Here is a 19669-nt window from a genome sequence, read left to right on the forward strand (position 1 = left end):
GGAGAACCCGGCTGCCTCGCAATGACCAGGATGAGAAGACGGTGCGCCACAGGCCGTGCGGACTACGCGGCGCGTCTTCGTTCGGTCACGCCGAGAAGTCCACCACCAGCGACTTGCTGGTCGAGCTCGACGAACTGGTGCCGCTGGCGCCGTAGGACGAGGTCGTGCTGCTGTTCGAGCTCTGCAGCGCCTCGAGCAGCTTCTTCAGGAGCTCCTCGACCTGGGACGAGGACGATGACGACGACGAGGACGAGGTGCTTGAGGTGGTGTCGCTGCTGCTGTCGTCGCTCGGCGGCGGACCGGGTGGCGGGCCACCGGCACCACCCGCGCCGCCCGGGCCGCCGGAGAAGGCGTTGGCGAACACGTTCTTCAGCTCGCTTGCCTGGTCCGACGTCAGCTTGCCGCTGTCGACCTCGCTCTGGATGAGATCGTCGATCTTCGACTGCATCTCCTTGGGCGAGGGCGGTGTGCTGGAGGTCGACGACGAGGACGAGCTGCCGCTGCCGCTCTTCAACGCGGAATCGATGTCGTCGAGCGCCGACGACAGGGCGGTCTGGTCGGTCGAGCTGACCTTGCCGGCCGAGACTTCCTTGCTGAGCTCCTGCTTGAGCAGGTCGAGCGGGGAAAAGCCGCTCATCGAGGAGGCAGAGATCGACGTCATGGCGTGCTCCAGAGGGTAAGACATCAAACCTGCCTCCAGCTGTGGCTGTAACGCTTAACGGCTCCTTGTTCCCTGTGTCCGGATGTGTCTGGACTCCGGTCGCACACAAAATGAAGCAAGAAAGTGGCTGGCCGTCGCGAATCCGGCAATGTCCGCGCCGGAGCGGCCGTCTTGGAGCGGCGACGAGTTTCCACCGCCCAGGATTTGGGTCGCCCGGGGCGCGGTGCTCGGGGTGACGTCCTGTGCCGGGCAAGGCGGCATGCCGCCAGCGCAGTGCTCCGAGTCGCGAAATGGTGTATCGGCGAGTGACGGGCGGGGCCCTCGCCAGGGCATGTCCGCGCCAAGGAATAAGAACTCCCGGAGGAACTCCATGTCGGCCCTGCCGCTTTCTGGCATCAAGATTCTCGATCTGACCCGCGTCCTGGCCGGACCGCTGTCCGCGCAGATGCTGGCCGATCTCGGCGCCGAGGTGATCAAGATCGAGCGGCCCGGCACCGGCGACGACGCGCGCGCGTTCGGTCCGCCCTACCTCAGGGATCCCGACGGCAAGGCCAACAACAACAATTCCTTCTACATCTGCGCCAACCGCAACAAGAAGTCCGTCACGGTCAACATCGCCTCGCCGGAGGGGCAGGAGATCATCCGCGCGCTCGCCAAGGACTGCGACGTGTTCATGGAGAACTACAAGGTCGGCGATCTCAAGCGCTACGGCCTCGACTACGAGGCCATCAAGGCGATCAATCCCGACGTGATCTACTGTTCGGTGACCGGCTTCGGCCAGACCGGGCCGTATTCACCGCGCGCCGGCTATGATGCGATCTTCCAGGCCATGGGCGGGCTGATGAGCGTGACCGGCCACATGGACGGCGAACCGGGGGCGGGGCCGATGAAGGTCGGTCCCTCGATCGTCGACTACATGACCGGCATGAACACCTCGATCGGCATCCTTTCGGCGCTGTATCACCGCGACGTCAATGGCGGCGGCGGCCAGCACATCGACGTCTGCCTGTTCGACACCGTGATCGCGTCGCTGTCGCACTACGCCCAGATCTTCCTGGTCAACGGCAAGTCGCCGCCGCGCCGCGGCACCTGGGGCAATGGCGGCATGCCGGCCGGCGTGTTCCGCTGCACCGACGGCGAATTGATGCTGGTGGTCGGCAACGACGCGCAATTCGCGCGCACCTGCGCCGTGCTCGGCTCGCCCCAGCTCGCCACCGATCCGAAATTCGTCAGGAACAACGACCGCGTCGTCAACGGCAAGGAGATCATGGCGATCTTCGCCGGCCTGTTCCTGAAGAACTCGGTGGCGCATTGGCTGGAGGAGCTGGAGAAGGCCGGCGTGCCATGCGGGCCGGTCAACGATTTTGCGCACGTGTTCGCCGATCCGCATGTCCGCTCGCGCGGCATGGAGGTGAAGGTCGAGCACCCGTTCGAGCCGCAGCTGTCCCTGATCCGCAACGCGCTGACCTTCTCGGGCACCCCGATCACCGAATATCGCGCGCCGCCGCTGCTCGGCGAGCATACCCAGGACGTGCTGTCGGGGCTGGGCTATGACGAGGCGAAGATCGCGGCGTTGAAGCAGCAGGGCGTCGTGTAGGGCACCGCTAGTCGCGTCATTCTCCGGTGTCGTCCCGGCGAACGCCGGGACCCATAACCACCGGCCGGCGTGCTGACTCTCGATATCTCTCCGCGTGCCTCAAGACGGATCATGCGGTATGGGTCCCGGCGTTCGCCGGGACGACCCGTGGAGAGAGTTTGCTCCTAATTGTGGCTGTGATGACGGTGCCGCTTCGCCTTGTGCCGCGGCGCACGGTAGCGCGGCTCTGCCACGTACGCGGCCGGCGGTGGCGCGCCGAGCTGCTGCCGCGATTCCTGCAGACGGCGCTGATAGCCCGGCGAGTTCATGATGCTGGCGGCGGCGCCGCGGGCCAGCACCGGCTCGCTGGCGGTCACCATCACGAGCGTGGACGCGACGAAGGCGAGTAACAGGTGCGGTCGGTACGTCACGAGTGGACTCCATGGTGGATGGTGGGATCCCGGCTACGGGCTGCGCGCTGCAATCTTGACCTTCGACTTTGCCGCCTGATCGCGCGCGGTCAAGCCGAGCACGGCGCCGCGCACCACCCGCGCGATCACATCCTCGACATCGTCGAGGTCGCATTGACCGTCGGAGAGCTTGGTGAGGCGCTCACTCTCGCGGATGGTGTGATGCGCCATGGCGAGCGCAAAATGCAGGCCCCAGAACAGATCGACCTCGGAGCTGTCGGGCAGGGCGCGCTGCATTGCGCTTGCGAACTTCCGCAGATGGTCGATTTCCTTGGTCTTGATACGGCGAATTGGCGGCACCGATTCGATCGAGGCGCGGATCATGAACTGCGCCACCGCCGAGCGCTGGTTCTCAGGGCCGAGGCAGCCGCGCAGGATCGGGCCGACGAGGGCGCGCAGGATGTCGGAGATGTCGGCGCGGCCGCCGCCGGCATCCTCGGCTTCACGCAATTCGCGCAGGCGCTCGCGGTTGAGCGCGATCGAGCGCGTCACGAACAGTTCGGCGATCAGCTCGTCCTTGGAGCCGAAATGATAGTTCACCGCGGCGAGATTGACGTTCGCCTCCGCCACGATGTCGCGCAAGGTCACGTCGGAGAAGCCGCGTTCGGCATAGAGCCGCTCGGCGGCGATCAGGATCGCAGTCCGGGTCTGGTCGGTCGCCATGCTCGTCCTCCCGAACGATGAAGCGGGGAGTTGCGTTTCAAACAATTGTATGAAACTATTGTTTGAGACGGCCGCAATGTCAATCACGGTTCTTCCGTGGGGCGACATTTCGGCGCTGCAGCGACGGTTCGCGCGGTCGTGTTGCGCAAGATCACACTTGCACGGACGCCGTGGGCGGGCCGACACTGCGGCCAAAATTTCAGAGGAAACACCCAAGGAGAGTCCCATGGACTTCACGATGTCGGCGAAGCAGCAGGAATGGCTGGAGCGCGTGCGCAGCTTCATGACCAAGCATGTCCGCCCGGCGGTGCCGATCTACAAGCAGCAGGACGCCGAGGGCGATCGCTGGAAGGTGATCCCGATCCTGGAGGACCTCAAGGCCAAGGCGAAGGCCGAAGGGCTGTGGAACATGTTCATGCCGCCGTCGCCACATGAGGACGACGAGTTCCGCGGCGCCGGTCTGTCCAATCTCGAATATGCGCTGCTGTCCGAGGAGATGGGCCGCATTTCGTGGGCCTCCGAGGTGTTCAACTGCTCGGCGCCGGACACCGGCAACATGGAGGTGTTCATCCGCTACGGCACCAAGGAGCAGAAGCGCAAATGGTTGCGCCCGCTGATGGACGGCGAGATCCGCTCGGCCTTCCTGATGACGGAGCCGGCGGTCGCGTCGTCGGATGCCACCAATATCGAGACGCGGATCGTGCGTGACGGCGATCATTACGTCATCAACGGCCGCAAATGGTGGTCGTCGGGCGTCGGCGATCCGCGCTGCAAGATCGCGATCCTGATGGGCAAGACCGATCCGTCGGCCGCCAAGCATCAGCAGCAGTCGCAGATCCTGGTGCCGCTCGACACACCCGGCATCAAGGTCGAGAAGATGCTGCCGGTGTTCGGCTTCGACGACGCGCCGCACGGCCACGCCCAGGTGCTGCTCGAGAACGTGCGGGTGCCTGCGGAGAACATCCTGCTCGGCGAGGGCCGCGGCTTCGAGATCGCGCAGGGCCGCCTCGGCCCCGGCCGCATCCATCACTGCATGCGCACCATCGGCAAGGCCGAGGAGTCGCTGGAGAAGATGGTGCGCCGGCTGATGACGCGCACCGCGTTCGGCAAGAAGATCATCGAGCATTCGGTGTGGGAGCAGCGCATCGGCGAGGCCCGGACCAATATCGAGATGTGCCGGCTGTTGTGCCTCAAGGCGGCCGACATGATGGACAAGGTCGGCAACAAGACCGCGCAGGGCGAGATCGCGATGATCAAGGTCGCCGCCCCCAACATGGCGCTGAAGATCATCGACGACGCCATCCAGGCGTTCGGCGGCGCCGGCGTGTCGGATGATGCGGGTCTTGCCAAGGACTACGCCAACATCCGCACGCTCCGTCTTGCCGACGGCCCCGACGAGGTGCACAACCGCGCCATCGCCCGGCTCGAAATGAAGAAATACGCCAACGAGCCGCGGCACTGAACTCGTAGGGTGGGCAAGGCCTCCGGCTGTGCGCAAAGCGCGCAGTCGGAGGCGTGCCCACCATTGTCGAGCGCGAAGCAAGAGGGTGGGCACGCTTCGCTTTGCCCACCCTACGTAACTGAGCCCTCTCACGGGCATCGCAGGCGACGCCCGCAATGACGAAAAAAACGAGCGACGGCAATCGCCGCGGCTCGTAGGATGAGACGTAACACCAAGGGAGTTCGTCGTGGCCGACGGCGTCAAGAAGGACGAAGAATTCTCCGGCACCAAGCCGGTCGAGGAGCGGCATCGCTTCGACGAGGCCAAGCTCGCGGCCTGGATGGCCGAGCATGTCGAAGGCTATCAGGGCCCGCTGACCGTGCTCCAGTTCAAGGGCGGCCAGTCGAACCCGACCTATCGCCTGAACACGCCGGCGCGTTCCTACGTGCTCAGGCGAAAGCCGTTCGGCAAGCTGCTGCCGTCGGCGCATGCAGTCGATCGCGAATTCCGCGTCATCGCAGCACTCGGCAAGCAGGGCTTTCCGGTCGCCAAGGCCTATGCGCTGTGCAACGACGACAGCGTCATCGGCGCGGCCTTCTACATCATGTCGATGGAGGAGGGCCGGGTGTTCTGGGATCCGACCCTGCCGCATGTCGCAGCGCCCGAGCGGCGCGCGATCTTCACCAGCAAGATCGAGACCTTGGCGAAGCTGCACAGCTATGATCCGGCGGCGATCGGCCTCGCCGAGTTCGGCAAGCCGGGCAACTACTTCGCCCGCCAGGTCGATCGCTGGACCAAGCAATATCGCGCCTCCGAGACCGAGCACCTGCCGGAAATGGAGAAGCTGATCGAGTGGTTGCCGCGCACCTTGCCGGTGCAGCAGCGCGTCTCGATCGTGCATGGCGACTACCGGCTCGACAACATGATCTTCCACGCATCAGAGCCGCGCGTCATCGCGGTGCTCGACTGGGAACTGTCGACGCTCGGCGATCCCATGGCCGATTTCACCTATCTCTTGATGCAGTGGATCATGCCGGGCCTCGACGGGGTCGACCTGAAGGCGCTGAACATCCCGACCATGGAGGAGGCGGCCGCGATCTATTGCGGCGTCACCGGCACCGAGCTGCCGGACCTCAACTGGTACTTCGCCTACAATCTGTTCCGGCTCGCCGGCATTTTGCAGGGCATCATCGGCCGCATCCGCGACGGCACCGCCGCCAACGACAAGGCCATCGAGTCCGTCAAGCGCATGGTGCCGATGACCAAGCAGGCCTGGGCCTACGCGCAGAAGGCCGGAGCGGCGTAGCTTGGCAGTCCGGATGAGCGGAAGCGACATCCGGGTTCTTCACCGGCAGAAGTGCTGAACCCGGATGCCGCTTTCGCGCATCCGGGCTCCTCATCAGGCCCGCGTTGGTGCGGGCTCAGCGCCCACCGCCGCCACCACCACCACCGCCGCCACCACCACCGGCCGCGGTCAGCGCGCCGCTGTAGCGCGGATCGGTCTGCTTCATGTAGATCGGCGAGGTATCGCGGCTCTGGCGGCGCTGCGATTGCTGCACCTGTGCATCGGTGCCGCAGGCCGTCCAGGAGACCAGCTCACAGCCCGGCCATTGGATCTCGCGCGCGCTCGCGCCCGTCATGGCCGCGCCGGCCGCCAGGGCGCCCAAGGTGAGCAGGGCTAGTTTCGACAATCTCGACATCTGATCCATCCTTCGGTTTCGGCGAGGCCGGAATGGTCCGCTTGCGAAGTTCGACGGAGGCTCGAAGCAGGCGGTTCGAAGACGTGGGCTGAAAAAATCGCAGCGAGCGCCGATGCCTGCGCTTGAACCAGACCGCTGTCCGCTGCGACACGACGCGGTCGCGCCGGCAAAGAAAGTTTGCGAGCGTGATCAAGGTGATCGCCTCGTTCAGCCTGGGCAGGCGAAAGATTTTACTTTCGCTTTTTCGGAATTTGTGATTTGATGGCCGCCATCCCGCCTCAACGAGAGGGGCGTTGCGCGCGATCGTCACGACACGCGAGGCGGGGAGGCGGTGGCCGCGGAGATGTCGCAGCGTAGCTTGCTACGCGGACGAACGGCAGTTCGCGGACGTGAAGTCGCAGGGTCCTGATACCCCGATGCTGGTATCAAGTCGCGTTGGCCTGAGCGCCGCGCGGCGATGGTGGCCAACAAGCCCGGCGCACCAGGGAGACTGCGTATAAGCGTTAAGACCATCGCGCAGGGAAGGCCGGGTGTTCTCGGCTGCACCTGTGGTACCTGCCGCCTGCATTTCTTTCGCAGGCGGGCCGCAGGCGTCAGCCGACGCCTGGCCTTCCCTGCGCCCTTCGATTGGAGGGCGGTGAGTTTCTTGGGATCACTCGGGCGCGGATGCGTCGCGGGAATGAACGCGCATGTTTGGATATCCTCATTGCGGTCAAGCATCGACAGCGTGAACGCGCTGGCGGTGCGCAGAGCCGGGATCCATACGCCGCAGCAGATGTGTTGGGCCAAAAGCCAACCGTCAGCCTGCCTCAAACCGCTCCCTGGGGGTATGGGTCCCCGCGTTCGCGGGGACGACAGCGGTGGGGATGGCGGGCAATCGTGGTTTAGGGGCCGCAGTCGTGCGGCAACAACAGGTGTCGTCCCCGCGAACGCGGGGACCCATACCGCGTGATCCATCGAGGGATGTCGCTGTCAGTTACCTGCCTCACTCCGGCCGGTGGTTATGGGTCCCGGCGTTCGCCGGGACGACAGCGGAGAGCGAGGCAGCCATTCAATTAGATCGGCTTGCCCGCATACGGCATCGACGCGGTCAGCCCACCGTCCACCGGAAAGGCCTGGCCGTTGACGTAGGAGGCCTCGTCGCTGGCGAGGAACAGGGCCATGGCGGCGATCTCATGCGGCTGGCCGGCGCGCTTCAACGGATTGAGCTGGCCGATCTTGCCTTCGGTGCCGCGCTCCTTGGCGCCGTCGAAGATCGGCTTGGTCATGCCGGTCTCGATCAGGCCGGGACAGACCGCATTGATCCGCACGCCGGTGCCGGACAGCGAGTAGGCCGTGGTCTGCACCAGGCTGATGACGCCCGCCTTGCTCGCCGCATAGGGATGGCCCGAGGCGCCGGACTTCAGGCCCGCAACGGAGGCCGTGCAGACGATGGCGCCGCGCTGCTGCCGCACCATGTGCGGCATCGCGTATTTCACCGCGAGGAACGGGCCGATCAGATTGATGCGCAGGATCTCCTGCCAGTGCTCGACGGTCTGTTCGGCAATCGGGATCAAGCCGCCGGAGATGCCGGCATTGGCCCAGATGACGTCGAGCTTGCCGTAGGTGGCAACGGCGCGATCGATGAAGCCGCTCACGTCGGCTTCCGAACCGGCGTCGGCCATCACGGCCTCCGCGATGCCGCCCTGCTGCTTGACGAGCTCGACCGTCTCCTTGACGCCTTCGCTGCGATCGACCGCGATCAGCCGCGCGCCTTCCCTGGTGAACATCAGCGATGCGGCGCGGCCGATGCCGCTGCCGGCGCCGGTGATGATGACGGATTTGCCTTCGAGGCGGCCCATGTTTCCTCCTGCTTCAATTGTGATCAGTTGCGTGCCGCGCAACGGAATTCAAACGCAGTTTCAAACGTGCTGAGATCGCCAAGCGGCTTGAGACGATCTGGGCCTTCACGTACAGCGGGAGACGAGCGGAGGGAAGGGTTGAGCGATGTCGGTTGATGCAACGAAACCTTCTGTCGTCACCACGCGCTGGTGGTGGGTGCGTCACGCGCCGGTGCGCAGCGACGGCGGCAATATCTACGGCCAGTCCGACATCGCCTGCGATACCTCCGATCGCGAGGTGTTCGAGGCGGTCGCAAAAATCCTGCCGCGCAGTGCGGCGTGGTATGCGAGCAATCTGATGCGCACGCATCAGACCGCCGAGGCGATCTGGGCCGCCGGCTTCCCGCGTCCCGCAGCGATGGTCAGGGAGGCCGCTTTTGCCGAGCAGCATCTCGGACAATGGCAGGGCATGAACCGCGCCGCGTTCCTGGCCAGCCGTCCCGCGGGCAGCCACTGGTTCGCCGCCATCGATGAGCCGGCGCCGGGCGGCGAGAGCTACATGGATCTGTACACCCGCGTCACCGCGGCGATTGCTCGTATCACCGTTTCGGAAGCCGGCCGCGACGTCATCGCCGTCGGCCATGGCGGCACCATCAAGGCTGCGGTGGGCCTCGCGCTCGGCGGCCTGGTCGAGAAGGGGCTGGCTTTCGACATCGACAACTGCTCGGTGACCCGGCTCGACCACATCGTGGCTGGCGACATCAGCACTTGGCGGTTGCCGATGGTCAACCAGCAGCCATGGATCGCCGATGCCGCGCACCGCGCGATGCACCAGCCGGCCGGGCCGGAGGTGACGACGAGCAAGCTGGCGTAGTGAACTTCGTAGCCCGGACGAGCGCAGCGACATCCGGGTTCACCGTTGCAGCGCGTGAGACCCCGGATGTCGCTGCGCTCATCCGGGCTACGCGACCGAGCTCGCGGCTGCCATTCCGCAACTCATAACAACTCAACCCAGGAGGACTCCCCATGACCCTGTTCGACATGACCGGCAAGGTCGCCGTCATCACCGGATCGACCCGCGGCATCGGGCTCGCCATCGCCGAGCGCATGGCCGAGCATGGCGCCAAGGTGGTGATCTCGTCGCGCAAGGCCGATGTCTGCGATGCCGTCGCCAAGGAGCTCAATGACCGCTTCGGTGCAGGCACGGCGGCGGCCGTCGCCGCCAATATCTCCAGCAAGGAGAACCTGCAGAACCTGGTCGACGAGGCCAACCGCATCTACGGCAAGATCGACGTGCTGGTCTGCAACGCGGCGTCGAATCCTTACTACGGGCCGCTCGCCGGCATCTCCGACGATCAGTTCCGGAAGATCCTCGACAACAACATCGTCGCCAACAACTGGCTGATCAGCATGGTCGTGCCGCAGATGATCGCGCGCAAGGACGGCTCGATCATCATCGTGTCGTCGATCGGCGGCCTGAAGGGCTCGACCATCCTCGGTGCCTACGCGATCTCCAAGGCTGCCGACATGCAGCTCGCGCGCAACCTCGCCTGCGAATACGGCCCGCACAATGTGCGCGTGAACTGCATCGCGCCCGGCCTGATCAAGACCGATTTTGCCAAAGCGCTGTGGGACAATCCGGACAACCTCAAGGCCTCCACCGCGCGCTCGCCGCTGCTCCGCATCGGCATCCCCGACGAGATCGCCGGCGCGGCGGTTTTCCTCGGCTCCGCCGCCGGCAATTTCATGACGGGCCAGACCATGGTGATCGACGGCGGCGCGACGATCAGTTGAGGGGAACTATTCGCGTGGCCGGCGTTGCGGCCTCACCCAACAGTGTCGTCCCGGCGAACGCCGGGACCCACAACCACCGGCCGTCATGAGGCAGGCAACTGGCAGTGACATCCCACGACAGATCACGCGGTATGGGTCCCGGCGTTCGCCGGGACGACAGTTGTGATTGTCGCTGCATCCGGGCAAACGTCATAGGCCCCGTAGCCCGCATGAGCGGAAGCGACATGCGGGTTCACACGAAGAGTACGGGAGATCCCGGATGTCGCTGCGCTCATCCGGGCTACAAACGCCCCCTCACTCCACCGCGGCATACACCACGTCGCGCACCAGCGTGCGCAGGTAGTCGCGCTGTCCGGGAGCCTGGGCCATGAACACGCAGAACAGCTCCTCCTTCGGATCGATCCAGAAGAACGTGCCGGCGATGCCGCTCCAGAAGAAGGTGCCGGGCGAGCCGGGGAAGGGGGCGATGCCGGCCTCGCGGCGCACGGCGAAGCCGAGACCGAAACCGTGACCGGGCGACAGCAGGGTGCCCTGCGTCTTCACGTGGGGTCCGAGATGGTCCGAGGCCATCAGCTCCAGCGTCTTGCGGCCGACCAGCCTGATGCCATCGAGGCTGCCGCGGTTGAGCAGCATGGCGCAGAACCGCGCGTAGTCCATGGTGGTCGCGACAAGGCCGCCGCCGCCGGATTCCATCAGAGGCTGCTCGGTCATCTTGAACAGGTTGACCGCCTCGCCGGTCCACGGGTCCTTGGCGAACGGCTCGGCGAGCCGGCCGGCATTGACCTCCGCGGTGAAGAAGGCGGTCTCGTTCATGCCGAGCGGCTTGAGGATGCGCGCGGCGAGGAAGGCGCCGAGCGATTGGCCCGAGACGACCTCGATGATGCGCCCGAGAATGTCGGTCGAGCGGCTGTAGTTGAACTCGGCGCCCGGCTGGCAGATCAGCGGCAGGCCGGCGACGATTGTCGCGTGCTCGGCATTGGTGATCTTGCGGCTGCGCACCCGCGACTGCTGGTAGAGCTGGTGCACCGGCCCGGTGCCGGTGTGCTCATACGCGAGGCCCGAGGTGTGGCGCAGCAGGTCCTGGACCGTCATCGGCTGGGCGACCGGCACCAGCTCCAGCTGGCCGCCGGTCTCGACGCCCACTTTCTGCTCGCCGAATTCCGGGATGAACTTGGCGACCGGATCGGACAGCAGCAGCTCGCCGTCCTCGACCAGCATCATGATCCCGAGCGAGACGATCGGCTTGGTCATCGAGAAGATGCGGAAGATCGAATCCGGCCGCATCGGCGTGTCGGCGTCGGGCGTTTGCCGGCCGATGGCGTCGAACCAGCCGATCCGGCCGCGGCGGCCGACCAGCAGGGAGGCGCCGGGAATGGTTCCCTTGTCGGCCTCGCGCTTGAATGCATCGGAGGCCCGCTGCAGCCGAGCCTGGGACAGGCCCAGCGCCTCGGGGCGGTCATCCGGCAGCGGCGGCGTCAGCGAGCGGAGCGCGGAAAGGGGCGCGCTGGATGCGGCAGTCGGCGGGGTCATGGGCTCTCCCTGAAGTCCTGTTGTCGGTTTGCATCAAGTCTGGCGCGGAAGTTGTGGTCTGACCAGTCGATTTGCCCCATTGCACCCTTGCATTCGGGGGGAGGTCTATGCTTCAAAGCGCGCGAACCGGCGACACTGTCCCGGCTCGCTAGGAGTGTAGCTCAATTGGTAGAGCACCGGTCTCCAAAACCGGGGGTTGGGAGTTCGAGCCTCTCCACTCCTGCCAGCGAGATCAAGCACTTAAGCCAAAAATCGACGAGACAGGTGAGGCCGGGGCCCGCGATGCGCGAGCCCCGAATGCGTTTCGGCGACCTCTTATTGCTTCACATAGGGACAGTTGCCGTCCTTCAGCGGCCGGAACACCTGGTCGCCGGGCACCTCCGCCAGCACCTTGTAATAGTCCCACGGGCCCTTCGATTCCTCCGGCTTCTTCACCTCGAACAGGAACATCGAGTGCACCATGCGGCCGTCCTCGCGCAGCACGCCGTTGTCGGTGAAGGCGTCGCGCACCGGGGTCTCGCGCATCTTGGCGAGCACCGGCCTGGTGTCGCGGGTGCCGGCGGCCTTGACGGCATTGAGATAGTGCAGGGTGGCGCTGTAGGTCGCGGCCTGGTTCATGGTCGGCATCCGCTTCATCTTGTCGAAGAACTTCTTGCCGAAGGCGCGGGTGCGGTCGTTGAGGTCCCAGTAATAGGCCTCGGTGATGATCAGGCCCTGCGCCAGCTTCAGGCCGAGGCTGTGGATGTCGGAGATGAACATCACGATGCCGGCGAGGTTCTGGCCGCCAGCGACGATGCCGAACTCGGCGGCCTGCTTGATGGTGTTGATGGTGTCGCCACCGCCATTGGCCATGCCGATGATCTTGGCCTTGGAGGCCTGGGCCTGCAGCAGGAAGGACGAAAAGTCCTGGTTGTTGAGGGGATGGCGGGCGCTGCCGACCACCGTGCCGCCGGCGGCGCGCACGACGTCGCCGGTGTCGCGCTCGATCGAATGGCCGAACAGATAGTCGGCGGTGATGAAGAACCAGGTGTTGCCGCCGTTCTTGACGATGGCGCTGCCGACCGTGTGCGCATTGCCGTAGGTGTCGTAGGTCCAGTGCACGGCGTAGGGCGAGCAGGACTTGCCGGTGATGTCGGAGCTCGCGGCATCCGTCACGATCATCAGCTTCTCGAACTGCTTCGACATCTCCATGCCGGCGAGCGCGGTGGCCGAGGTCGGCATGTCTATGACCATGTCGACGGCCTCGTTCTCATACCATTTGCGCACGATCGCGGCGGCGATGTCGGCCTTGTTCTGCGGATCGGCGCTGATCACCTCGATCGGCTTGCCGAACATCGTGCCGCCGAATTCCTCGATGGCGAGCTTGGTCGCCTCGAGATTGCCCTGGCCGCCAATGTCCGAATAGACCGACGAGAAGTCGCTGAGCACGCCGATCTTGAGCGGCGCCTGGGCGCGGGCGGGGACGGCGGTGAGGACGAGAGTGGCAAGGCCGATGGCCGCAAGGCTCATCACGCCCTTCCGCGGGGCAGACATCATGGATTTCCTCCGGATCATTGTTCTTATGGGCTGCAGCATGCGGGCCCGAATCATCATGAGCAAGCGCGGGCTGCGCATGAACCACGGCATTTCGTTGCGGTGCTCCGCCGTTCTCCCATCGCGCGGAAAGACAGGGTCGGCAGCGGTAATCCGTGGCCAGTCTTCGAGGCCCGCGCGGCCGTTGAGCGAATGCTCGATGTCGGTCGGGCAGGCGCTGTTTTTTCCGTGCCGCGAACCCGGCAACACGGTAGGCTGCCGTTCAACCCTGCATTGAAGGCGCGAAAGAGGTTGGGAGTATGAGGAGTTTTGCTGCGCTGGCGGTCGGGAGCGGCATCGCACTGGCGCTCGGCTTGTTGTCGGTGCTGGCCTCACCCGCGATAGCGCAGACCAAGCCCGCGCAGGAGATCAAGCTGTCGTATTCCCCATGGGCGAAGGCCTGTACGCGCGAAGCAGATGTTGACGGCAAGCAGATCTGTTTCACCACCAAGACAGCGCGGTCCGCCGAGAACGAGCGAGTTGTCGTGGCCGTGCTCGTCGAGAGAGACGGGGAGGCCCGTAAGGTCTTAAGGGTGGTTCTCCCGCTCGGTCTGCAAACCGTTCACGGAACGCGGATCATCGTCGACGCGGAGAAGCCGATCCAGAGCACCTATTTGTTCTGCGGCGCAGACGGCTGCGTCTCGGACTACAATGCGACGCCTGAGCTGATCGAAATGCTGAAGAACGGCAAGAGCCTGGTCGTTCAAGCCATCAATGCGAATGGCGCACCGCTGTCGCTTCCGCTTCCGCTCGCCGATTTGGCCCAGGCGCTCGGTGCCAAGGCAGGCAACTGGAATGCTGTCGACGAGCAGCAAAGAAAGATGTTCGTGGCTCTGTTCAAGATCAGGAACAACAAGAGCCTCCCGATTTTGAAACCGAATCTCTCTGTCATGGCGCCCTGGACCAAGTTCTGCCTGAAGGGCAAGGACGCCGATGCCAAGTTGGTCTGCTTCACGGGCAAGGACGGCCGGATCGAAACGGGCCAACCCTTGCTCGCGGCCGTGGTCATCGAGCCGGAAGCCGACCCGAAGAGGCTGCTGCGGATCACGCTGCCGTTGGGCATGGATTTCGCCGAAGGCACCCGGTTGATGATCGACAGCGAGCGGAGTCTGCAGAAGCCGTTCATCATCTGCTTCAAGAACGGTTGTATGTCGGACTACGAGCTCACCCCGGAACTGTTGGGCAGCCTGCGCCGCGGTCAGACCATCAACGTTCAGGCCACGATGAATACCGGGCAGGTGGTTTCGATGAGCCTGCCCTTGCGTGACTTCAACAAGGCCTATGACGGGCCTCCGACGGACCCAAAAGCGTTCGAAGCCCAGCAGAAGAAGCTGCAGCAGGAGCTGGCGCAGCGCGCGAAGGGATCCAAGACGGGGCAGCAGGCCAACATCGCCGACGCCATCGGCGCCGACGCTGCGCCGCCCGCCCAGACCAAGCCGGCTGCCCTCGGTGCCGTTCTTGCTTCCGGCCACTCACCCGGCAAACGGATCGCTCTGGTGATCGGCAATTCGGCCTATCAGAACGTTCCGGCGCTCCCCAATCCTGGCCGGGACGCCGCTCTGGTGGCGGACGCGCTACGCCGGGCGAATTTTCAGACCGTGATGCTGGAGAACGACCTGGGCAGAGATCAACTCGTCGGTGCGCTGCGCGAGTTTGCACGGCAGGCCGAGTCCGCCGACTGGGCCGTCGTCTATTACGCCGGACATGGCATGGAGGTCGCAGGAGTCAACTATCTCATCCCGGTCGATGCCAGGATCGCAAGCGATCGCGACATCAGCCTCGAAGCGGTCTCGATCGATCAGGTGCTCAACTCTGCGGAGCGGGCCAAGCAACTGCGCCTGGTGCTGCTGGATGCATGTCGCGACAATCCCTTCGCCAGTCAGATGAAGCGAACCATGACGGTGGCGTCCAGGTCCGTCAGCCGCGGTCTGGCGCAGATGGAGCCCGATCCCGGGACGCTGGTCGTGTTCGCCGCAAAGCATGGCGAGACCGCTCTCGACGGCGATACAGCGAACTCGCCGTTCGCCACGGCCTTCGTCAAGAACATGCAGGTTCCGGGTCTCGAGGTTCGCCGCCTGTTCGACAACGTGCGCGACGACGTGATGGACATGACCGAACGCCGGCAGCAGCCGTATACCTATGGCTCGGTGCCGGGGCGGGTCGACTTCTATTTTGCGACGCCGAAGTGAAACGCGTCGGCCGCACGCGCCTGGGGCAGATCCACCAACCGACCGGGCCGGAGGGCCGTAGGAGCGTCGTTCACCTCGGTACCTTGACCTTCGGCCGGGTCGACAGTAGATATCGAGGACCTGCAGCCGGCCCGCTACACGCGGATATCCGGCGCGGCTTTTCACTCCCCGAACAAGCGAGCCCGTGGATTCGGCTCATCTCTCCGACAAGAGGGTGGGCCACGGTCGGCTGTTCGGTTTTCCCAGTCAACTCTTCAATCGTCCGATGACGGACGAGGACCCCTGACGATGGCTACCAGCCCGTTCAAATTCCTGCAGGAAGTGCGCTCGGAGACCGCCAAGGTCTCGTGGCCGAGCCGTCGCGAGGTCACCATCACCACGATCATGGTGTTCGTGATGGTGGCGCTGGCCTCGATCTTCTTCTTCGCCGCCGATCAGATCATCCGTTATCTCATCACCCTCGTGCTGGGCATCCACTGATGGCAATCGCAACGCAAAGCTCCGACAAGCGCTGGTACATCGTCCACGCCTATTCGAACTTCGAGAAGAAGGTCGCGGAGTCGATCCGCGAGCAGGCCAAGCAGCGCAATCTCGAGGATCTGTTCGAGCAGGTGCTGGTGCCGATCGAGAACGTCACCGAGGTGCGCCGCGGCCGAAAGATCAACGCCGAGCGCAAGTTCTTCCCCGGCTACGTGCTGGTGAAGATGAAGCTGACCGACGAGGCGTTCCACCTGATCAAGAACACGCCCAAGGTGACCGGCTTCCTCGGTGCCGAGAACAAGCCGATGCCGATTTCCGAAGGCGAGGCGATGCGCATCCTGAACCAGATGCAGGAAGGCGTGGAGCGGCCGAAATCGTCGGTGTCGTTCGAGATCGGCGAGAACGTCCGCGTCGCCGACGGCCCGTTCGCCTCGTTCTCCGGCGTGGTCGAGGAAATCGATGAGGCCCGCTCGCGCCTCAAGGTCGCGGTGTCGATCTTCGGCCGCGCCACCCCGGTCGAACTCGAGTTCAACCAGGTCGAGAAGGTCGTCGGCTGAGGCCGGCGATCCACGCTTTCTCCGCCGTCAGAGCTGAGCCCGGAATCCATAGCCTCGATCGGGAATGGGACGGCGAAGTGCCAGCTCCAGCGTGCCTCACGCGGCACCCTGTGGCTATGGAGTCCGGGCTCGCCCTGCGGGCGCCCCGGAATGACGGGAGGAGGGAGCTTTGCCCTCAACCCTTTCCTTTTCGTCCGATCTCGTGTATCGGGCGCGCTTCGCTCCCCGGACGGGGGCGATTTCGTTCGTGGGAGGCGTGACCGGCTTTGCCAGCCGGGCCAAGCGCGCCGGACCACGGTCCCAAACCTCGCCCGACGGGTTTTGTCGCCCCAAGGCGTTGCGTTCGCATCAGGCAAGGTCGCGAGCGCATTGGAGAATCCCAATGGCAAAGAAAGTAACCGGCTACCTGAAGCTTCAGGTGCCGGCCGGCGCGGCCAACCCGTCGCCGCCGATCGGCCCGGCGCTCGGTCAGCGCGGTCTCAACATCATGGAGTTCTGCAAGGCGTTCAACGCGCAGACCCAGAAGGAAGAGAAGAACACCCCGATCCCGGTGGTCATCACCATTTACGCGGACCGGTCCTTCACCTTCGAGATGAAGACCCCCCCGATGTCCTACTTCCTCAAGCAGGCCGCCAAGATCCAGTCGGGCTCCAAGGCCCCGGGTCGCGACAAGGCCGGCAAGGTGACCAAGGCGCAGGTGCGCGAGATCGCCGAGAAGAAGATGAAGGACCTGAATTGCGACTCGATCGAGTCGGCCATGAAGATGGTCGAGGGCTCCGCCCGCTCGATGGGTCTGGAAGTTGCGGGGTAAGCGGCCATGGCACTCGGAAAGCGTTTGAAGAAGGCCCGCGAGGGTATCGACCGCACCAAGCTCTACCCGCTTGCTGACGCGATCAAGATGATCAAGGAGCGGGCCGTGTCGAAGTTCGACGAGACCATCGAGGTCTCGATCAACCTCGGCGTCGATCCGCGCCACGCCGACCAGATGGTCCGCGGCGTCGTCATGCTGCCGAACGGCACCGGCCGTACGCTGCGCGTGGGCGTGTTCGCCCGCGGCGCCAAGGCCGAGGAAGCCAAGGCCGCCGGTGCCGACGTGGTTGGCGCGGAGGACCTGGTCGAGAAGGTGCAGAACGGCAACATCGACTTCGACCGCTGTATCGCCACCCCCGACATGATGCCGCTGGTCGGCCGTCTCGGTAAGGTGCTCGGTCCGCGCGGCATGATGCCGAACCCGAAGATCGGCACCGTGACCATGGACGTCGCCGGTGCCGTCAAGGGCGCCAAGGGCGGCTCGGTCGAGTTCCGCGTCGAGAAGGCCGGCATCATCCAGGCTGGCGTCGGCAAGGCCTCGTTCGCCGAGGACAAGCTGGTCGAGAACATCAAGGCGCTGGCGGATGCGGTGGTGAAGGCCAAGCCGGCCGGCGCCAAGGGCACCTACGTCCAGCGCGTCGCTGTGTCCTCGACGATGGGCCCCGGCGTCAAGGTCGAGCCGGGCACCGTGCTCGCGTAAGCGGCCGGGCATAGGTTAGTTAGAAGGGCGGGATCGTTCATCGATCCCGCCCTTCGCATTTGGAGTGCCTGCCGCCATGCCCGACAAGGTCCTGATCTATTCCCGCCTGCCGAAGTCGCTGACCCAGCGCTTTGCCGACCGCTTCGAACTGCTCGACAGCGGCGGCAAGCCGGCGCACGAGGTTTTTCCGGCGGACGAGGTCGCGCGGATCCGGGCGCTGATCACGGCCGGCGGCACGCCGCTCGGCGCAGTCGACATGGACAGGCTCCCGGCGCTCGGGGCGATCGTCTGCTATGGCACCGGCTATGACGGGGTCGACCTGAAGGCGGCCGCGGCCCGTAACATCGCCGTCGCACATAGCCCGGGCGCCAATGCCGCGGCGGTCGCGGACGTCGCTGTGATGCTGATGCTGGCGAGCACGCGGCGGCTGATGGTGGCAGACGCTTACGTCCGCGACGGGGGCTGGGCGTCCGCAAAACCATCGCCGCTGATGAAGCCGCCGCCGAGCCTCGCCGGCTGCAAGGTCGGCGTCTACGGCATGGGCGAGATCGGCCGCAAGATCGCGGCCCGGGTCGCGGCGTTCGAGACCGAAATCGGCTATTTCAGCCGCACGCGCTACGACGACCTGCCGTATCAATATTTTCCGAGCCTCGAGGCGCTCGCCGAATGGTGCACCGTGCTGATGATCGCGGTCCGTGCCAGCACCGAGACCACTCACGTCGTCAACGCCGGGCTCCTGAAGCGGCTGGGGCCCGACGGCCATGTCGTCAACATCTCGCGCGGCTCCGTCATCGACGAGCGCGCGCTGCTGGCGGCGCTACAGGACGGCACCATCGCCGGCGCCGGCCTCGACGTGTTCGAAACCGAGCCGCATGCGCCGGATGAGTTGACCATGCTGCCGAACGTGGTGGTGACCCCGCATATCGGCGGCAACACCAGGGAGGCGCACGTCGCCATGCAGGCCTGCGTGGTCGCCAATCTTACCGCGTTCTTCGCCGGCGAGCCGATGCCGCATCCGGTGAAGTAGCCGCAGGACGCGTGTCGTAGCCCGGATGAGCTTCGCCTTCGCCCTTTCGGGCGCAGCCGTCCGCTCATTCGGGCTACGGATCTCGCTCCGTCGCTGCCGGATCGTTCCGCGCCGGTGCAGAAATATTTTGACGCACTGCACAGCTCTGTGAATTGCGAGCCATTCTCGAATGCATCTAACTCGCGTTGTCGAACGAAAGATAGCGAGGGCGGCAATGGCGGCGTTCACATTGAAGATCAACGGGCGCGAGCATCAGGTCGATGTCGATCCCGGAACTCCCTTGCTCTGGGCCATCCGCGACAATGTCGGGTTGACCGGCACGAAGTATGGCTGTGGCGTCGCGCAGTGCGGCGCCTGCACCGTCTATGTCGATGGCCAGACCGTCCGCTCCTGCTCGTTGCCCGTCTCGGCGGTCGGAAAGAGCGAGGTGACCACGATCGAGGGGCTGACCTCCACTGAAGCCGTCGCCGTGCAGAAGGCCTGGGCCGCGCACGATGTGCCGCAATGCGGCTACTGCCAATCGGGGCAGGTCATGAGCGCGGCCGCGCTGCTCGGCCTCAATCCCAAGCCCACCGACCAGGACATCGACCTGGCGATGAACGGCAACATCTGCCGCTGCGCGACCTATGTCCGCATCCGCGCCGCGATCCATTCCGCCGCCAAGTCGCTGGAGGGCTGA

Annotated in this window: 19 protein-coding genes and 1 tRNA gene; 13 read left to right on the top strand and 7 right to left on the bottom strand. The window is 65.1% G+C overall.

All coding sequences use genetic code 11. The features are described 5' to 3' along the window. Positions 1-85 precede the first annotated feature (85 nt). Positions 86-661, bottom strand: coding sequence for a hypothetical protein (locus QX010_RS00985; protein ID WP_316177084.1), 576 nt, complete (start codon positions 659-661; stop codon positions 86-88). A gap of 370 nt (positions 662-1031) precedes the next feature. Between QX010_RS00985 and QX010_RS00990 the strand changes: the two genes are divergently transcribed. Further along, a complete protein-coding gene (locus tag QX010_RS00990) occupies positions 1032-2258 on the top strand; it encodes a CaiB/BaiF CoA-transferase family protein (RefSeq protein ID WP_315800993.1) in 1227 nt (408 codons plus the stop codon). A 164-nt stretch (positions 2259-2422) separates the two neighbouring features. Here the strand turns inward: QX010_RS00990 and QX010_RS00995 are convergent, their stop codons facing one another. Together QX010_RS00995 and QX010_RS01000 are read right to left on the bottom strand one after the other, a co-directional pair. After that, positions 2423-2668: a hypothetical protein gene (locus QX010_RS00995; RefSeq protein ID WP_316177086.1), complete on the bottom strand. Its 246-nt coding sequence runs from the start codon at positions 2666-2668 to the stop codon at positions 2423-2425. Between the two features lie 33 nt (positions 2669-2701). Beyond that, positions 2702-3370: a TetR/AcrR family transcriptional regulator gene (locus QX010_RS01000; RefSeq protein WP_315800991.1), complete on the bottom strand. Its 669-nt coding sequence runs from the start codon at positions 3368-3370 to the stop codon at positions 2702-2704. Between the two features lie 226 nt (positions 3371-3596). On the opposite strand from QX010_RS01000, the gene QX010_RS01005 reads away from it, so the two are divergent. Together QX010_RS01005 and QX010_RS01010 are read left to right on the top strand one after the other, a co-directional pair. Next, on the top strand, positions 3597-4832 hold the full coding sequence (locus QX010_RS01005; protein WP_316177088.1) for an acyl-CoA dehydrogenase family protein: 1236 nt from the start codon (positions 3597-3599) through the stop codon (positions 4830-4832). Between the two features lie 226 nt (positions 4833-5058). Beyond that, positions 5059-6117 carry a phosphotransferase family protein gene (locus QX010_RS01010; protein ID WP_316177090.1) on the top strand — a complete coding sequence of 353 codons (1059 nt, stop codon included), beginning with the start codon at positions 5059-5061 and terminating at the stop codon, positions 6115-6117. Between the two features lie 115 nt (positions 6118-6232). On the opposite strand, the gene QX010_RS01015 is transcribed toward QX010_RS01010, so the two are convergent. Next, positions 6233-6511: a hypothetical protein gene (locus QX010_RS01015; RefSeq protein WP_316177091.1), complete on the bottom strand. Its 279-nt coding sequence runs from the start codon at positions 6509-6511 to the stop codon at positions 6233-6235. A gap of 1055 nt (positions 6512-7566) precedes the next feature. Further along, a complete protein-coding gene (locus tag QX010_RS01020; RefSeq protein WP_315800987.1) occupies positions 7567-8352 on the bottom strand; it encodes an SDR family oxidoreductase in 786 nt (261 codons plus the stop codon). A 145-nt stretch (positions 8353-8497) separates the two neighbouring features. On the opposite strand from QX010_RS01020, the gene QX010_RS01025 reads away from it, so the two are divergent. After that, positions 8498-9205 (top strand): histidine phosphatase family protein, encoded by a 708-nt coding sequence (locus QX010_RS01025; RefSeq protein WP_316177093.1) that lies wholly within the window; start codon positions 8498-8500, stop codon positions 9203-9205. A 152-nt stretch (positions 9206-9357) separates the two neighbouring features. Continuing rightward, entirely contained in the window at positions 9358-10125 is a 768-nt protein-coding gene (locus QX010_RS01030) for an SDR family oxidoreductase (RefSeq protein WP_315800985.1), read from the top strand. A gap of 294 nt (positions 10126-10419) precedes the next feature. On the opposite strand, the gene QX010_RS01035 is transcribed toward QX010_RS01030, so the two are convergent. Next, complete coding sequence (locus QX010_RS01035; protein ID WP_316177095.1) at positions 10420-11655, bottom strand: serine hydrolase domain-containing protein; 1236 nt, start codon at positions 11653-11655, stop codon at positions 10420-10422. A gap of 150 nt (positions 11656-11805) precedes the next feature. On the opposite strand from QX010_RS01035, the gene QX010_RS01040 reads away from it, so the two are divergent. Then, positions 11806-11881: transfer RNA gene (locus tag QX010_RS01040), tRNA-Trp, on the top strand. 89 nt (positions 11882-11970) lie between these two features. On the opposite strand, the gene QX010_RS01045 is transcribed toward QX010_RS01040, so the two are convergent. Beyond that, on the bottom strand, positions 11971-13191 hold the full coding sequence (locus QX010_RS01045; RefSeq protein ID WP_316177097.1) for an ABC transporter substrate-binding protein: 1221 nt from the start codon (positions 13189-13191) through the stop codon (positions 11971-11973). Positions 13192-13550: 359 nt separating this feature from the next. On the opposite strand from QX010_RS01045, the gene QX010_RS01050 reads away from it, so the two are divergent. The 7 genes from QX010_RS01050 to QX010_RS01080 all read left to right on the top strand — a co-directional run bounded on the left by QX010_RS01050 (position 13551) and on the right by QX010_RS01080 (position 19669). Further along, positions 13551-15416, top strand: a complete 1866-nt coding sequence (locus QX010_RS01050; protein ID WP_316177652.1) for an invasion associated locus B family protein — start codon at positions 13551-13553, stop codon at positions 15414-15416. A 288-nt stretch (positions 15417-15704) separates the two neighbouring features. Next, on the top strand, positions 15705-15896 hold the full coding sequence (gene secE, locus QX010_RS01055; protein WP_315800982.1) for a preprotein translocase subunit SecE: 192 nt from the start codon (positions 15705-15707) through the stop codon (positions 15894-15896). Further along, the gene (gene nusG, locus QX010_RS01060) at positions 15896-16453 is read left to right on the top strand and encodes a transcription termination/antitermination protein NusG (RefSeq protein WP_009031827.1); all 558 of its coding nucleotides are present in this window, start codon (positions 15896-15898) and stop codon (positions 16451-16453) included. Before secE ends, nusG begins: the two co-directional genes overlap by 1 nt. A 382-nt stretch (positions 16454-16835) precedes the next feature. Next, positions 16836-17264: a 50S ribosomal protein L11 gene (gene rplK / locus QX010_RS01065; RefSeq protein WP_012045056.1), complete on the top strand. Its 429-nt coding sequence runs from the start codon at positions 16836-16838 to the stop codon at positions 17262-17264. 6 nt (positions 17265-17270) lie between these two features. After that, positions 17271-17963 carry a 50S ribosomal protein L1 gene (rplA, locus tag QX010_RS01070; protein ID WP_315754183.1) on the top strand — a complete coding sequence of 231 codons (693 nt, stop codon included), beginning with the start codon at positions 17271-17273 and terminating at the stop codon, positions 17961-17963. A gap of 76 nt (positions 17964-18039) precedes the next feature. Next, complete coding sequence (locus QX010_RS01075; RefSeq protein WP_316177099.1) at positions 18040-18990, top strand: NAD(P)-dependent oxidoreductase; 951 nt, start codon at positions 18040-18042, stop codon at positions 18988-18990. A gap of 214 nt (positions 18991-19204) precedes the next feature. Continuing rightward, complete coding sequence (locus QX010_RS01080; RefSeq protein ID WP_315800980.1) at positions 19205-19669, top strand: (2Fe-2S)-binding protein; 465 nt, start codon at positions 19205-19207, stop codon at positions 19667-19669.

The sequence above is a fragment of the Bradyrhizobium sp. SZCCHNRI1009 genome, assembly GCF_032487575.1.
Lineage (GTDB): Bacteria > Pseudomonadota > Alphaproteobacteria > Rhizobiales > Xanthobacteraceae > Bradyrhizobium.

Bases quoted from the DNA above. Each gene is read 5' to 3' on its own strand.
- QX010_RS01005 (WP_316177088.1), top strand. From the start codon at position 3,597: ATGGACTTCACGATGTCGGCGAAGCAGCAGGAATGGCTGGAGCGCGTG.
- QX010_RS01075 (WP_316177099.1), top strand. From the start codon at position 18,040: ATGCCCGACAAGGTCCTGATCTATTCCCGCCTGCCGAAGTCGCTGACC.
- QX010_RS01000 (WP_315800991.1), bottom strand. From the start codon at position 3,370: ATGGCGACCGACCAGACCCGGACTGCGATCCTGATCGCCGCCGAGCGG.
- QX010_RS01045 (WP_316177097.1), bottom strand. From the start codon at position 13,191: ATGATGTCTGCCCCGCGGAAGGGCGTGATGAGCCTTGCGGCCATCGGC.
- QX010_RS01020 (WP_315800987.1), bottom strand. From the start codon at position 8,352: ATGGGCCGCCTCGAAGGCAAATCCGTCATCATCACCGGCGCCGGCAGC.
- QX010_RS01030 (WP_315800985.1), top strand. From the start codon at position 9,358: ATGACCCTGTTCGACATGACCGGCAAGGTCGCCGTCATCACCGGATCG.
- rplA (WP_315754183.1), top strand. From the start codon at position 17,271: ATGGCACTCGGAAAGCGTTTGAAGAAGGCCCGCGAGGGTATCGACCGC.
- QX010_RS01035 (WP_316177095.1), bottom strand. From the start codon at position 11,655: ATGACCCCGCCGACTGCCGCATCCAGCGCGCCCCTTTCCGCGCTCCGC.
- rplK (WP_012045056.1), top strand. From the start codon at position 16,836: ATGGCAAAGAAAGTAACCGGCTACCTGAAGCTTCAGGTGCCGGCCGGC.
- nusG (WP_009031827.1), top strand. From the start codon at position 15,896: ATGGCAATCGCAACGCAAAGCTCCGACAAGCGCTGGTACATCGTCCAC.
- secE (WP_315800982.1), top strand. From the start codon at position 15,705: ATGGCTACCAGCCCGTTCAAATTCCTGCAGGAAGTGCGCTCGGAGACC.
- QX010_RS00985 (WP_316177084.1), bottom strand. From the start codon at position 661: ATGACGTCGATCTCTGCCTCCTCGATGAGCGGCTTTTCCCCGCTCGAC.
- QX010_RS01025 (WP_316177093.1), top strand. From the start codon at position 8,498: ATGTCGGTTGATGCAACGAAACCTTCTGTCGTCACCACGCGCTGGTGG.
- QX010_RS01080 (WP_315800980.1), top strand. From the start codon at position 19,205: ATGGCGGCGTTCACATTGAAGATCAACGGGCGCGAGCATCAGGTCGAT.
- QX010_RS00990 (WP_315800993.1), top strand. From the start codon at position 1,032: ATGTCGGCCCTGCCGCTTTCTGGCATCAAGATTCTCGATCTGACCCGC.
- QX010_RS01015 (WP_316177091.1), bottom strand. From the start codon at position 6,511: ATGTCGAGATTGTCGAAACTAGCCCTGCTCACCTTGGGCGCCCTGGCG.